Source organism: Ruegeria sp. AB10 (assembly GCF_056542745.1).
Window position 1 is genome coordinate 269,456 of sequence record NZ_JBQGAI010000003.1, and the last position, 13,126, is coordinate 282,581.

A 13,126-nucleotide genomic window follows, 5' to 3' on the forward strand; every position below is an offset into this window, starting at 1 on the left:
ACGGATTCACGCTTTGTCCCGGGTCTTGGGATTCCTGCCGCTGAGCACAGGTCGGACGGCTGGTCCCAACAGTACGGGGCGCAGGGCGATCAGGTAGCATATCCAGCTGACGCACCAGAACAGGGCGGCGGTGTTCTCCAAAAGCTCGTGATTGTCGGTCATTGGCGCGGCAAGGCGGGTTGCGATGGCGCACCACAGCAACGCCATGGCACAGGTCAGGCTGCGCGGCGCGCGCAGCGGACCCTCTGCCGTATGGGATGCGGCGCGGCCGGTGAAGGCCATGATCATGCCAGAGATTGCCCCAATGGTGAGCGCGTGCAGGGCGTCCCTCATGGGGTAGACCGTTGAGAAAAACCACAGTGATCCCATCAACAAAAGCCCCAGCGGCAGCCAGAGAAAGGCCGCGTGCAGTCCAAAGAGAAGCGGGTTTCGCCACGTGCCGAAGCTGCGCCAGCGGGACATCGCGGCAAACAGCAACAGAGCCGAAAGGACCAGCAACGCGTTTGCGACATCGGCGGCGTTCAGAAGCAGGGCAAGAGCGCCGCAGGCCGACACAGCAAGGATGACCCGGCGCAGCTTTTCGTTGCAGGGCAAATCCAGAGCAGGCAGGCCCTGATGTTGACGCCAGATGGTGGTGAAGGCCGGGACGGCACGAACGCCGATGGTGGCGATCAGGATGGCAAAGCCGATCAGCACCGCGCGGGCGAGGGATAGGCTGGCGGCGACATCACCGGATTTCGCGGCGGCCATGAAGGTGGCTTCGATCAGGCCCAGAGCCAGCATTGCGAAGGCAAACGGAGTTTTGGCGAAGGCGCCTGCGGCTGCGATGCGCCAGATCAGCAGGCCAAACATAGCGATGAAATAAAGCCCGTTGCAGATCAGGATCAGGCCAAGGGGCAGGTGGTCCGCCATGGCCGTTGTCAGGCGGCCCAATGCCCAGAAGCCCATCAGGAGCTTTAAGATCGCGCCCTGTTCGGGGGGCTTGGCCACCCAATTGGGCAGCGCGGTCAGCAGGTAGCCGCCCACGGCCAGTGCGGCAAAGCCGAAGAGCAGCTCATGCACGTGCCACAGCACAATTGGCTCGAACGCCGGGGCGGGCAGGCCCAGACGTACGCCCAACGGCCACCATCCTATGCAGACCAGCGCCCAAAGCGCGGCGCCGCTGAACATGGGGCGGTAGGGCGCGGCCCAGAACGAATGCGGGGTCACTCTGCCGGGATGGCCCGGTCGGCGGACCAGTCTGCGCCACATGCGCCTTGCAGGAACCCATCGGAAAACCGGGCATCCGGTGTGAGCGATTGAAGCTTTGCCGCTGTCGTTGCCGCTGTGGTGTCCCCTTGCAGAAGGGCGTGATAGGCCGCGCAGATGGCTGGGAAATCCTGTGATTGCGGCGACAGACGCAGGGCGGTGACGCCCGCGTGCGCCAGCGTGTCGGTCTGATAGACGGCGGCGGCGTGCGTAGAGGACAGGGTCTGCACGCCGTTCATGGTCATGAACGGCTGACCTTCCAGCGTTTTAACCTCCAGCCCGTCCGGATCGTCTTCGCAGGCAAATTGACAATTGTCTTTGGTACGACCGTGCAGGCGTGCGTGATAGCAACGCCCCGAGATCGCCAGGGGCAGGCGGCCATGCCCCCAGACCTCGACAGCAACGCCAAGATCGGTGGCGGTTTTGGCCAGCACCTCAACGCTTTCCAATGGCAGCTCGGGGGGCAGGCAGACCCGTGTGGCGCCCAGCGAGGCCAGCCATGTCAACGTGCCTTCGTTATAGACATTGACCAGCGGACCAACCCAGAACGGCGTGCCCTTGGGAAGATGGGGCAGAGCGGAGAGGTCGTTGACCTCGACCGGCAGGCCCATGTCGACCAGATCGGCGGTCAGCTTGCGCTCGCGTTTCAGGGTGACCAGCGCCAGGCTGGTCAGGGCGACCTCTTTGCCCGCGTTTTGCAACGTGTCAATCGCCTCGGCGATATGCTCCTGGTAAAACGGCAGGCGTTTGGAACAGACCAGTTCACCCAGAACGACGCGGGCAACGAGGGTGTCGACCAGTGAGGTGTGAAACTCCAGCCAACGGGTTTTGGACCAGAAGAACTGGGTCGGCCCAGCAGTGAGATCCATGGCTTATCTCCAGGTTTTCTTGTAGGCGCCGGTGGTCATGGCCTGACCCTCGGACAGTCGGGCCAACATGCCCTCGGGCAGCGGGCGGCCCGCATCCAGTGCATCCACGGCGGCGCGGAAGTTGCGCACCACCTGCGCTACGTAGGACCGCGACCGCTGGCGGCCTTCGATCTTGAGCGCGGTGACGCCTGCCTTTTGCAGCTGCGGGATCAGTTTCTCGGCGTTCAGGCTGACCGGGTCTTCGAACAGGTGGCCGGATTTCTCACCCGCGCTGAAGCAGCCCTTGCACAGGGTCGGATAGGGCGCGGCTTCGCCCTTGTTTACGCGGTGAATGATGTAGCCGCCCAGCCGCGCATCCAGCACCCCGTTTTCCTCATGGTATTCCACATGGCTGGCCGGAGAGCAGACGCCGTTCATGTTGGGCGATTTGCCGGTGGCGTAGGATGACAACGAACAGCGGCCCTCGGCCATCACGCACAGGCCGCCAAAGACGAACACCTCGGTTTCGACCTCGGTTTCGGCGTTGATCGCGGCGATTTCCGGCACCGAGAGCACGCGCGGCAGCACCACACGTTTCACGCCAAAGGTCTCGGCATAGTAGTTGATGACATCCGCATTGGCGGCGGCAGCCTGAACCGAAAGGTGGCGGCGCAGGGTGGGATGATGGCGCGCGGTATGCGCCAGAAGGCCAGCATCGGCCAGGATCACCGCATCGGCGCCGCAGGTTTCGGCATCGGCTACGGCGCGGTGCCAGATGGCCTCGTGCCCGGCGCGGGGAAAGGTGTTGATGGCGACCAGCACTTTGGCGCCATGCTGGTGGGCAAAGGCCACGCCTTCACGCATTTCGGCGCGGTCGAAGTTCAGGCCGGGAAAGTTCCGGGCATTGGTTTCATCGGCAAAGCCGCAGTAAATCGTATGCGCGCCCGCCTTTACTGCCGCACGCAACGCGGCGGGGGTGCCAGCGGGGCAGACAATTTCCATTACCATAGGTCTGCCTCTTCAGGTCTGCTCAGGTTGACGCCGGTTCTTCGCTCGATCATTACAAGGACCCTTTGCATGGACTGCGCCAATGGGCCGGACAGGTCCGAAAGCTCCTGCGCGAAATCCAGCTCGGCGTCATCGATTGCGTTGCGCAGGGCCAGCGCTGCGGCCGTATCGCCTTCGATCACCAGATCACGGGAAAAGAACAGCGCGTCCCCGTCATAGGCGCCGTGAACAAGACCCAATAAGGCAGCGAGCGGCCCGGCGATCCGGGCGGCGCCTTCTGCGCGGCCGCGCGTGACTGTCACTCGCGGGGTGCCGCCGTTCGGATCAAGGCAGATCACAAACGGCAGGTCGGTCGGATCAAGGATGAACCGCGTGTGGTCATGCTCGCCCAGGCGGCGGAACATGCCTGGGTGTTTTTGGGCAATCTTGCGGGAAAAGGCGGACAGGATGGCCGACAAAGGGGCATATGGCAAAATGCGCAACGGAAAGGTGGCCACCTGCGGAAAGCGCGGAATCATGGCGGGCGATTGGGACAAGCAGGGCTCCTTTGGCACGGTCGACATGTCTTCTGTCGGAACTCATAAGGGGTCGCACACGGTCGCAGTTTGACGATGGTCAATTTCGCTGTGGAATTTCGCTGATAGGCAGGCCGGGCTTTCTTGAACAGGATCTCCCGTGCGATCGTTGCCCTCTTTCCCCAGCCTGCGCAGTTTCCTTGACTGGTGTGGGGACACCAATCAGTTGCTGACGGTTTCCGAGCCCGTCTCGGTCCGCCATCAGATGACAGCAGTTCACTGCAACGTGCTGGAGCGGGCCGGCCCGGTGCTGCGGTTCGATTTTCCGGTGTTGGATGGTGGTATCCCTTCGAAAATGCCGGTTGTCACCAACCTGTTCGGGACAACTGAACGCGTGTGCGCCGGGCTTGGTATTAAACCGGAGGAACTGGACGAGATGGGCGCGTTTCTTGCCGCGCTCAAAACCCCGACACCTCCGGACGGGTTGCGGGATGCTCTGTCGCGTTGGCCGATGTTGAAGGCCGCGTTGGCGACGCGACCCAAGATCACCAAGTCCGCATCCAGCCAGCAGGTTGTTCTGGAAGGGGCGGATATCGATTTGGCGTCAATTCCGGTGCAAACGCATTGGCCGGGCGATGCGGCGCCGCTTGTGACCTGGCCGGTGGTCATCACCCGACCGCATGGGTCCGACGCGGGCAATGTCACATCCTACAACGCGGGCATCTACCGGGCACAGGTGTTGGACCGGGACAAGCTGATCATGCGGTGGTTGCCCCATCGCGGTGGCGCGGCCCATCACCGGAGCTGGGCGAAAAACGGGGAAAAGACCCCGGTCGCCATTGTTCTGGGGGCAGACCCGGCGACGCTGCTGTCCGCCGCGCTGCCTCTGCCCGAGACCGTGTCGGAAATGACCTTTGCAGGCGCGCTCAACGGAGTGCGCCCTCGCATGGTAGCTGCCAAATCCGTACCCCTGATGGTTCCGGCTGAGCCCGAGATCATCCTGGAAGGTTGGGTATCGCCGACGGACACCGCGCCCGAGGGGCCGTTCGGAGATCACACCGGATACTACAACCGGGCCGAGCCTTTCCCGGTCATGCAGGTCACCGCCGTGACCCATCGGCAGGACCCGCTGTACCTGTCCACCTATACCGGTCGCCCACCGGATGAGCCCGCGATCATTGGCGAGGTGTTCAACCGTCTCGCGCTGCCCACCATTCGCGCTCAGATACCCGAGGTCCGCGATCTGTGGCTGCCTCCCGCCGCGTGCTCGTACCGCATGGCCGTTGTCAGCATCGACAAACGCTATCCCGGTCAGGCGCGCCGGGTGATGATGGCGCTGTGGGGGATGCTGCCGCAATTCAGCTATACCAAGATGATCGTGGTGGTGGATGACGATATCGACCCCGCAAACTGGGATGACATCGCTTGGGCACTTGCCACGCGCATGGACCCGGGTCGCGATGTGATGACGCTGGAGAACACGCCGATGGACTATCTGGACTTCGCCTCACCCCAGCCCGGGCTGTCGGGAAAAATGGGCATCGACGCCACGACCAAGATCGAAAGCGAAACCAGCCGGGAATGGGGAACCGTGATGAAAACAGCGGACAAGGACGCGGAGTTTGCCGCCAAACTTGTTTCGCGCCTGATGGGGGGAGCAGCGTAGTGAGCCAACACCGTGTGATATTGGGCGTGGCCGGAGCGTCGGGTGCAGCTCTCGGGCTGTCAGTGGCGCGGCAGTTGTCGGATCTGGGCGTTGAGATCGACCTTGTCACCAGCGACGCAGCACAGCGCACGCTGCTTGAAGAATGCGGCAGTGGTGCGTTTGACACCCTCAGGGGATTGGCCACCCGCCACCATTCCATCGACAATATCGGTGCCAGTATCGCGTCAGGGTCGGTCCCGGTATCCGGGATGATCGTTGCCCCCTGTTCCATGCGATCCCTGGCGGCCATCGCGCATGGCCTGGATGACAACGTGCTGACCCGCGCCGCCAGTGTTCAACTCAAGGAGCGCAGGCGGCTGGTTCTGCTGACCCGCGAAGCGCCGCTGACATTGGTGCATCTTCGGAACATGACGACGGTGACCGAGATGGGCGCGATTGTTCTGCCGCCGGTGCCCGCGTTCTATCTGAAGCCGAAATGTGTGTCGGATATCGTCACTCAGATTGCAGGCCGTGCGATTGATCTTTTGGGCGTATCTGCCCCGGTGGCAAGCCAATGGGCCGAAGAAGGGTTGATGCCCGGCTCTAGTGCCGCGCCCGTGCGGTTCTGAACAGCAGCAGAAACACGAACACCGAACCGATCGAGGTCGTCACGATCCCCACCGGCAATTCCTGTGGTGCCAGAAGAAGCCGGCTGAGGATGTCCGAACCCGTCAGCAAGGCCGCGCCGACAATTGCGGCCGTGGGCAGAAGCCGGTTGTGCAGCGGTCCAGCGATACCGCGGGCGATATGCGGCACCATCAGGCCGACAAAGCCGATTACCCCCGCGACCGAGACAAAAACGGCGGTGGCAAGGGCGGCGGCAAAGAACATGCTGAACCGCAGCCCCTGAACGGGCACGCCCAGCGTTGCGGCGGTCAGGTCTCCGGTCAGCAGCGCGTCCAGCCAGCGGCTGCGATAGAGCGAATAGGACAGGATCAGCAGCAACCCGGCACAGACCAGCGGGAAGGTCTCCCACCGGGCCAGACCCAGACCGCCCAGCATCCAGAAGATCACCGAATGGGCGGCGCGGCTGTCACCGGCAAAGATCAGGTAATTGGTGATGGCCGAGAACAGGAAGGAAACCGCCAGACCGGCCAGGATCAGCTTTTCCGGCGCGCTTGTCCGTAGCCCGTGCACCAGCGCCAGCACGATGCCCGAGGCCACAAGGCCTCCGCAAAACGCCGCCAGTGGCAGTGTCCAGAGCCCTAGAATGTCTCCGGTCACAGTGATGACGAATACGGCTCCGGCGGCGGCGCCCGAGGACAGGCCGAAAAGAAAAGGGTCAGCCAGATCGTTGCGCGTCGTGGTTTGCAGAACCACGCCAACAATACCCAGCCCGGCGCCAATGACAGCCGCGAACAGGGCGCGGGGCAGGCGCAGGTCGAATACAATCCGATGAAGCGGTGACATGTCTCCGTCCGTCAGGCCGGTGCCCAGCAATACCGCGTCAAACGCATCCTGCGCGGGGATGGGCGTGGTGCCGTAGACGGTCGAAATCAGCAAGAGGGCGGCCAGAATGACCGCCCCCAAGATTAGCTCAAGGCCCAATCGGCCCATATCAGTTGAGGCCCGGATGCATGGCTTGGGCCATTTTCGAGATCGCCTCGATATTTGCCGGTCCGGGGGTCAGTTCCTCGTAGCGCAGGCCGATCCAGAGCTCGTTCTTGACCGCGTCGGTCTGCGACATCACCGGGTGTTCCTGCAGGAACTTGAACGTATCCGCCGCGCCATTGCCGGTCTGATAGTCCAGCAGCACAAGGAATTCCGGGTTGGATGCGGCGACAGCCTCCCACGAGGTGCGGCCCCAGCTGGTATCCATGTCATGGGTGACGTTCTCGCCGCCCGCAGCAGCGATCATGGCGTCGGGGATGGCAAATTTTCCCGCGGTGAAGGGCGCATCGGCAGGACCGTCCAGCAGGAAGACACGCGGTTTGGCCAGATCGGCGGTTTGCGCTTCGATGGCTGCCAGTTGCTTTTTCCAGCCGCTGACCAGTTCTTCGGCCTTGCCTTCGACATGCATGACCTTGCCCAGGCGCAGCACGTCGTCGAACAGCAGGTCCATGCTGGCCTCGGGGCGATCCTTGTCCAGATGCACGCAGCTCTCAGACAGGATCATGGTCTTGATGCCAAAAGGTTCCAGCGTGTCCGGCGTCACATCGCCGCCGGGTTTCATGCCGTAATACCACCCGGCAAAGAACAGGTCGGGTTCAACCGCGACCAGGTTTTCAACGGTCGGGTATTTTGGCGCCAGCTCGGGGATGTCTCCGCGCAGAGTGTCGAATTCGGGGCTGGTCTTGTACCAGCCGGTGATGCCGGTCAGGCCCACGATCTTGTCCTGCAGACCCAGCGCAAAGGCCATGTCGGTCATGTTCATGTCATGCACGACCAGCCGCTCGGGCTGAGTCTCGAAAACCAATGGCTCGCCGCAGTTATCAACGGTTACTTCACCTGCAGACGCGCCGCCTGCCATGGCGGTGATCAGGGCCGCAGACCAGATGTGTTTCATAGGGGGTGTTTCCTTGCTTTAGTTTGAAACGGGGGTTCTTCGGATATCCAGCGCCGGGATCACCCGGCCTTCGTGCTGGAAACACAGGTAGTCGACGCCAAACGTGTCGCGCACATGCGCGGGCGTCAGAACCTCGGCCACAGGGCCAAAGCTGGTCAGGCGTGTGGATTTCATCAGCGCCACATGGGTGGCAAACTCGGGGATCATGACCAGATCGTGCACGATCATGACCACGGTGATACCCAGTTCGGCCACCAGCGACAGCATCCGCCCCTTGGCGTCCGGATCCAGATGGTTGGTGGGCTCGTCCAGAAACAGAAGCGACGGGTTCTGCGCCAGGGCGCGCGCAATATGTGCCCGCTGGCGTTCGCCGCCGGACAGCATGGCCATGCGTTTATCCGCCAGAGCGTCCAGCCCGGTCAGGTCCAGTATCCGGTCAAGTTCGGCCGCGTGGTCATCGGCAGACCGGTCGGACCGGATCGGGATCTGACCCAGGGCGACATAATCCCGCAGCAGCAACCGGCCGTCCGGAAACTCCTGCTGGCTGACCACGGCGATCATGCGCGCGCGCTCTGATGCGGGCATTTGTTTCAGGCTGCGCCCGTTGACCAGAACATCGCCCAGAACCAGATCGGCGGCCCCGCAGAGCAGGTTCAACAGCGTCGTTTTCCCGGCCCCGTTCGGCCCGGCAATGGCCAGGATTGCGCCCTTGCCCAGTTCAAACGATGCACCCTGCAACAGAACATCGCCGTTCAGCGCATAGTATTCCAGGTCACGCGCGACCAGAAACGCGGGGTCTGTCATGAGTGTTCCTCTACGTTCAGCCGGGGCATCCGGGACAGGGTTTTGGTGAACAGCGGCTGCGGGCGGTCGGAGGCGTTGGTCCAGCCATCCGCACTGTGGCGGTATTGCCGCGCAAACTCGGCCACTGCGGTGATGTCACGTTGGGTCCGGATATCGCCGAACAGGTACTGGGCTTTGCCAACGGCCTGAAATCCTACGGTAGTCGGCCGTTCGCAGCCCGCCATGCACGTGACGGTCCGAACCGCAAACCCCGCGGGCAGACTGCCCGTCAGCGCGTTGCGCAAGGCATCCGCATTCTCAAGCCCTTTGCAGGTCTCGCAGATCAGAATGAAGTGATCAGGTGTTTCCGGCATTGCCCGCTCCGCTCGTTTTCAAACGCGCAGAGAAGGTGCCAATCATGGGAACACGTGTCAGTCGTGTCATCATAGCCTCCTTCCAGGACGCCCCGCCCCGGGTTGGTTGAACATATGATGGCAGGTCTCCTGACTTGCGGGTCGATGCTTGGCCATCCTTCCCGGCCCAAGGACCAGTGGGTGTATGGCGTCGCTCACCGCTTACAGTTGCGGGGGCAGTCACGGAGTTGGCCAATTGACAGGGCCGCACCGTATTCCCTTTTCACCCCTTTTGGGGGAACCATCACCAGATTGACTGCCCGAGATGGCCCGGTGCGTCAATCATAAAGTTACATCCTCTACGTTTGTTTGCCGGTGCAGCCCTGCAATTGCAGGGGGTTCTGCAAAGAGCGGCATCTGCAAAAAACCTACTGGAATGATCCCGGCAGGGCGATAGAGTCCGGTCATGCGATATTGGTTTCCCCTTGCGACGATTCTGACGTTGGCCCTGTGCGGTCCGTCCGTGCTGGCGGCTCCGGGGACTGCACTGGACTGGTCTGACTTGCCGGATCCGTCCGTTCAGGTCTTCGACGATCCGTATCGCGACCTGAGCCCGGAACAGTTCGACGATGTGCTTTTTGCCGTACGCCTGCGCAGCAGGCTGCATCAGGATGCGGGCAGCCCCGAAGAACGGCTGAATTGGCAGGAGCTTCTGTTCGAAACCGAGGACGCCCTGGCCGCCGATGGCATTGATATCGACTGGCTGCTGGAGCAACGGCATGCCGTGGCCCGGAACCGGGATCGCGCCGGCGCTGCGGGAAACCCTGAATTTGACGGTCAGACGGTGACGCTGGCGGGGTTTGCCATTCCCGCGCCGCCCGATGCGGACGGGAACGCCATCGCTTATCTTGTGCCCAAGCGCGGGATGTGCAGCCACATGCCGCCACCGCCGCCCAATCAGATGATCCGGGTGCGGCTGAACGGTGACTGGGCGCCCAGCTATGTCCACGAGCCCGTCCGGCTGACCGGAAGGCTGACCATCGATCCGTCAGAGCAGAACATGATGGTGGTCGACGGGTTTTTGCCCATGCGGGCGACGTTCCGGCTGGACGCCGACAGTGTCGAAACCCTGGAGACACAGGGCGAGCGGCTGGAGTGGGCGCAAAGCATTGCCGATCGCATCCGCGCGGCGGGCAACCGCAAGACCGGCGGGGCGAAGGCCTCTGAGTGACGCGGCCGCCGGATCGGGACACTGCGGAATGGCTTGTAGATTGATTCCGGAAGAAACCGATCATCTTCGGTGATTTGACAAACCCCGGTCTCGGGGTACCCTATATCATCCTATTTAAGTGTATCAGTGACGTTGGTTTGAGCCTCTTCAGAGGCACGGGTGAATAGATGAACCGCATTGACCTAGCAGAGGTTGCGTCCCGGGAATGGGATGTGGTGCTTGTTGGCAGTAGCTTTGCATCGATGTTTTTTTTGCGCATACCCTGCCCAGGATCTGGACATTCTCATCATTGAAAAAGGCGGGTTCCGCCCGCATGAGGCGCAGCTTCGCGATGGCTGGCGCACCGGAGAGGAGATCACTCAGCGCAACTCGTCCGGTTTTCGGAAAGACTGGCTCAGCTTCGTTGTTTTTGGCGGAAACTCGAATTTCTGGTGGGGCGATACTCCGCGATTTCATCCCGATGACTTCCGGCTGCAGTCCCGGTTCGGCGTCGGAATGGATTGGCCGTTCGGGTATGACGATCTGGCCCCCTATTGCGAGCGGGCGGAAACGCTGATGGAGATCGCAGGCGGCGGGTCGGCTCATATCCTGCCCCTCAAAACGCCGTTTCCCTATCCCGAGCACGCCAAGTCCCGTGCGGATGTTGCGTTGTAGAACCACAGCAAGTCCTGGGTTCCGCTGCCTTCCGCGCGCGCAAATGGCGGCACGCGGCAATCCTGCTGCGGTCGGGTGTCACCTCATCGGCGCTGGGGCGTTTCCTGCACGAAGAACCCTCGCAATCCGTCCTTGTCGATACGGCCACGTTAAAGAACTATTTCGGCGGCACGTCCGATACCAGCCATGGCTATCATTTCTATCACGACATAGACCGGTCCGAGGCGGCGGCGGTGCTGATCGAAAGCTCGAATTCGCCCCCCAATATCCGCAAAGAGCCGGGCAAGTGGACCAACCGTCTGGTCCTGCCCCTTGTGGCCGAGGACCTGCCCATCGCCGAAAATCGGGTGCTGTCGGAAGGTGACGCACCGGTGATCGAATGGACCGGGCACCACCCCTATGCCTATCGGGGGTTGCAGCGCGCGCTGGGCGGGTTGCCGGGTATCATTCCGGATGTGCTGGACGGCGTGACCGCTGGCGGTTTCCTTCCGAGTCAGGCCCATATTCAGGGCACGCACCGGATCAGTACCGACCCGGCCGAAGGGGTGGTGGATGAGTATCTGCGCCTGCACGAGATTCCGAATGTCTTTGCCTTGGGGGCGGGCGTTCCCGACCTGCTCGCCCGCCAATCCGACCCTGACCCTGTCGGCAATGTCGCTGCGTGCCGCCGAGGTGGTTCGATGATGATATCCAGACGAAACGCATTGCTGGGGGGTGTATGTCTGGCCGCTGTTGCGTGCGGGATTGGGTTTGCCCTGCAACCGGGCAGGATCGCGGCCCATGCAAGGCGGGTCATCGCTCGGGTCTATGGCGCGGACATCGCCGCGCGGCCCGCCGCGCAGGCGTTTTGCGACGCTTGTGAGACCTTAGTGATTCAGAAAGGTCTGTCGGGATTTTCCATCCGGTCGAAAACAGCTGTGGCAACCAGTTGTCCCATCTTGGGCTGTTGTCCGACGACTCGGTTGCAAGCGCCGGGTGAGTCCCGGCAACTGGCCTCAAGGTACTGAGGCAGGTTCCACCGAATTCGGGTGCGAGGCGTGTTCGCCCGTCAACCCTGCGGCCATTCGATACAGGGTTTGCCTGCGCACTGCCATTGCCTCGGTTTCCGGCAGGTTCAGGTGTTGCAGAATATCCGCCCAGCGGTTCAGCCAGTCATGTTTCTGCAGGGCGTTCGCAAAATTTATCCGCCGACGCGCCTTGGCAGAAGGTTCCAAAATCCGCGATTTCGGCAGAAAAGCCCGAGAATCATGGAAACCGGGCCAATTGTCTGGTTAGCTTTCGATATAGCCTTCACGTGCCGAAAACGGCGCAGCGGAGTTTAACCGGCTGCGCCACGGCACGTTTTGTAAATGAGGGTCGGTGTGGTTAACTGGTTGCGGTTCAGAAGGCGTTTTTTTTGCCCGTGCCTTTTGCGCAAACGAGTTTGAAAAACACGGCCTGAAACCGGCCATTGCGCAGATAAACCTTTCATTCAATGAAAGAAAAGGAACGATGCGCGGTTTGCATTACCAGCAGGCCCCGGCGCGTGAGGCCAAGTTCATGCGCTGCATCACCGGTGCCATCTACGACGTGATCGTGGATATGCGTCCGGACAGTGCCACCTATCTGCAGCATTTCGGGATCGAGCTGTCGGCCGAGAACCGGCCTGCGCTCTACGTGCCCGAGATGTTTGCCCACGGCTATCTGGCGCTGACTGACGGGGCACAGGCCTATTATTCGGCCAGCGAGGTCTACACCCCCGGGGTCGAGCATGGATTGCGATACGATGATCCGGCGTTGAATATACAATGGCCGCAATCTGTAACGATTGTTTCTAAAGTAGACGCGGGGTGGCCGCTGATCCAGCGCTGAGCCCGCAGCGATTCCAAGGAAAGACAACTTTCCCATGACGAGTTCGAAGACTGAAAAAACAACAGTGATGGTCGCGGGAACCGGAGGGTTCATCGGGCGGGCTGCAACCCGTCCAATACCAGTTTTGTTCAGGGGCTGGGGCACCGGGATTTCTCGGATCCGCTGATGCTGGACCCGAACCAGGATCCTCCGATTCCGGGGCAGATCAGCTTTGGCGTGGCGGGCGGCAAGCTGCATCAGTGGGAACAGCGCAAGACCGCCGACGCGATATTCCCGGCCGAGCAATAGGACTGGCCCATCTATGCGCAGATTTTCGAAAGCCGAAGCATCGCGATCTGCGCCGAACACGGGATCAAATCCAACGCTCTGGAATGGCTGGTGGCCTGCGCGATGGTCAATCAGACCAGCCCCGAGCCCTCGCAAT

General features: G+C 61.9%; 15 protein-coding genes and 1 riboswitch. Of the genes, 7 read left to right on the forward strand and 8 right to left on the reverse strand.

What is annotated here, in order from left to right; translation table 11 throughout:
- Positions 1 to 6: 6 nt before the first annotated feature.
- From ACR0NT_RS08760 to ubiT, 4 genes are read right to left on the reverse strand one after another with little or no spacing between them, the layout of a single operon-like run.
- Positions 7 to 1,209 (reverse strand): NnrS family protein, encoded by a 1,203-nt coding sequence (locus ACR0NT_RS08760; RefSeq protein ID WP_170672759.1) that lies wholly within the window; start codon positions 1,207 to 1,209, stop codon positions 7 to 9.
- Positions 1,206 to 2,117, reverse strand: a complete 912-nt coding sequence (gene ubiV, locus ACR0NT_RS08765; RefSeq protein WP_170672760.1) for a ubiquinone anaerobic biosynthesis protein UbiV — start codon at positions 2,115 to 2,117, stop codon at positions 1,206 to 1,208. Before ubiV ends, ACR0NT_RS08760 begins: the two co-directional genes overlap by 4 nt.
- Before the next feature lie 3 nt (positions 2,118 to 2,120).
- Entirely contained in the window at positions 2,121 to 3,098 is a 978-nt protein-coding gene (gene ubiU / locus ACR0NT_RS08770) for a ubiquinone anaerobic biosynthesis protein UbiU (RefSeq protein WP_170673308.1), read from the reverse strand.
- A complete protein-coding gene (gene ubiT / locus ACR0NT_RS08775; protein WP_480442922.1) occupies positions 3,098 to 3,640 on the reverse strand; it encodes a ubiquinone anaerobic biosynthesis accessory factor UbiT in 543 nt (180 codons plus the stop codon). The genes ubiU and ubiT overlap by 1 nt, the downstream gene beginning before the upstream one ends.
- A 139-nt stretch (positions 3,641 to 3,779) precedes the next feature.
- On the opposite strand from ubiT, the gene ACR0NT_RS08780 reads away from it, so the two are divergent.
- Positions 3,780 to 5,285 carry a UbiD family decarboxylase gene (locus tag ACR0NT_RS08780; RefSeq protein ID WP_170444285.1) on the forward strand — a complete coding sequence of 502 codons (1,506 nt, stop codon included), beginning with the start codon at positions 3,780 to 3,782 and terminating at the stop codon, positions 5,283 to 5,285.
- Positions 5,285 to 5,893, forward strand: coding sequence for a UbiX family flavin prenyltransferase (locus ACR0NT_RS08785; RefSeq protein WP_480442923.1), 609 nt, complete (start codon positions 5,285 to 5,287; stop codon positions 5,891 to 5,893). Before ACR0NT_RS08780 ends, ACR0NT_RS08785 begins: the two co-directional genes overlap by 1 nt.
- Here ACR0NT_RS08785 and ACR0NT_RS08790 read toward each other — a convergent pair.
- From ACR0NT_RS08790 to ACR0NT_RS08805, 4 genes are read right to left on the reverse strand one after another with little or no spacing between them, the layout of a single operon-like run.
- The gene (locus ACR0NT_RS08790) at positions 5,868 to 6,881 is read right to left on the reverse strand and encodes an iron ABC transporter permease (protein WP_170444279.1); all 1,014 of its coding nucleotides are present in this window, start codon (positions 6,879 to 6,881) and stop codon (positions 5,868 to 5,870) included. The genes ACR0NT_RS08785 and ACR0NT_RS08790 overlap by 26 nt on opposite strands.
- Before the next feature lies 1 nt (position 6,882).
- A complete protein-coding gene (locus tag ACR0NT_RS08795; RefSeq protein ID WP_170672761.1) occupies positions 6,883 to 7,830 on the reverse strand; it encodes an ABC transporter substrate-binding protein in 948 nt (315 codons plus the stop codon).
- 18 nt (positions 7,831 to 7,848) lie between these two features.
- Positions 7,849 to 8,634 (reverse strand): ABC transporter ATP-binding protein, encoded by a 786-nt coding sequence (locus tag ACR0NT_RS08800; RefSeq protein WP_170672763.1) that lies wholly within the window; start codon positions 8,632 to 8,634, stop codon positions 7,849 to 7,851.
- Positions 8,631 to 8,987 (reverse strand): DUF1636 domain-containing protein, encoded by a 357-nt coding sequence (locus tag ACR0NT_RS08805; RefSeq protein ID WP_170672765.1) that lies wholly within the window; start codon positions 8,985 to 8,987, stop codon positions 8,631 to 8,633. The genes ACR0NT_RS08800 and ACR0NT_RS08805 overlap by 4 nt, the downstream gene beginning before the upstream one ends.
- A 102-nt stretch (positions 8,988 to 9,089) precedes the next feature.
- A riboswitch (cobalamin riboswitch) is annotated at positions 9,090 to 9,287 on the reverse strand.
- Positions 9,288 to 9,432: 145 nt separating this feature from the next.
- Here ACR0NT_RS08805 and ACR0NT_RS08810 point away from each other — a divergent pair.
- From ACR0NT_RS08810 to ACR0NT_RS08830, 5 genes are all read left to right on the forward strand, one after another.
- Positions 9,433 to 10,197, forward strand: a complete 765-nt coding sequence (locus ACR0NT_RS08810; RefSeq protein WP_170672766.1) for a DUF3299 domain-containing protein — start codon at positions 9,433 to 9,435, stop codon at positions 10,195 to 10,197.
- A 234-nt stretch (positions 10,198 to 10,431) separates the two neighbouring features.
- On the forward strand, positions 10,432 to 10,851 hold the full coding sequence (locus tag ACR0NT_RS08815; protein ID WP_170672769.1) for a GMC family oxidoreductase: 420 nt from the start codon (positions 10,432 to 10,434) through the stop codon (positions 10,849 to 10,851).
- A 233-nt stretch (positions 10,852 to 11,084) separates the two neighbouring features.
- Positions 11,085 to 11,858, forward strand: a complete 774-nt coding sequence (locus ACR0NT_RS08820; RefSeq protein WP_170444261.1) for a GMC family oxidoreductase — start codon at positions 11,085 to 11,087, stop codon at positions 11,856 to 11,858.
- A gap of 352 nt (positions 11,859 to 12,210) precedes the next feature.
- Positions 12,211 to 12,702, forward strand: a complete 492-nt coding sequence (locus ACR0NT_RS08825; protein ID WP_170444258.1) for a dTDP-4-dehydrorhamnose 3,5-epimerase — start codon at positions 12,211 to 12,213, stop codon at positions 12,700 to 12,702.
- 165 nt (positions 12,703 to 12,867) lie between these two features.
- Positions 12,868 to 12,990, forward strand: a complete 123-nt coding sequence (locus ACR0NT_RS08830) for a hypothetical protein (RefSeq protein WP_480442926.1) — start codon at positions 12,868 to 12,870, stop codon at positions 12,988 to 12,990.
- The last annotated feature ends 136 nt before the right edge of the window (positions 12,991 to 13,126 follow it).

Excerpts from the sequence above, each read along its gene's own strand:
- ubiV (WP_170672760.1), bottom strand. The coding sequence starts at position 2,117 with ATGGATCTCACTGCTGGGCCGACCCAGTTCTTCTGGTCCAAAACCCGT.
- ubiU (WP_170673308.1), bottom strand. The coding sequence starts at position 3,098 with ATGGAAATTGTCTGCCCCGCTGGCACCCCCGCCGCGTTGCGTGCGGCA.
- ACR0NT_RS08790 (WP_170444279.1), bottom strand. The coding sequence starts at position 6,881 with ATGGGCCGATTGGGCCTTGAGCTAATCTTGGGGGCGGTCATTCTGGCC.
- ACR0NT_RS08795 (WP_170672761.1), bottom strand. The coding sequence starts at position 7,830 with ATGAAACACATCTGGTCTGCGGCCCTGATCACCGCCATGGCAGGCGGC.
- ACR0NT_RS08800 (WP_170672763.1), bottom strand. The coding sequence starts at position 8,634 with ATGACAGACCCCGCGTTTCTGGTCGCGCGTGACCTGGAATACTATGCG.
- ACR0NT_RS08805 (WP_170672765.1), bottom strand. The coding sequence starts at position 8,987 with ATGCCGGAAACACCTGATCACTTCATTCTGATCTGCGAGACCTGCAAA.
- ACR0NT_RS08810 (WP_170672766.1), top strand. The coding sequence starts at position 9,433 with ATGCGATATTGGTTTCCCCTTGCGACGATTCTGACGTTGGCCCTGTGC.
- ACR0NT_RS08830 (WP_480442926.1), top strand. The coding sequence starts at position 12,868 with ATGCTGGACCCGAACCAGGATCCTCCGATTCCGGGGCAGATCAGCTTT.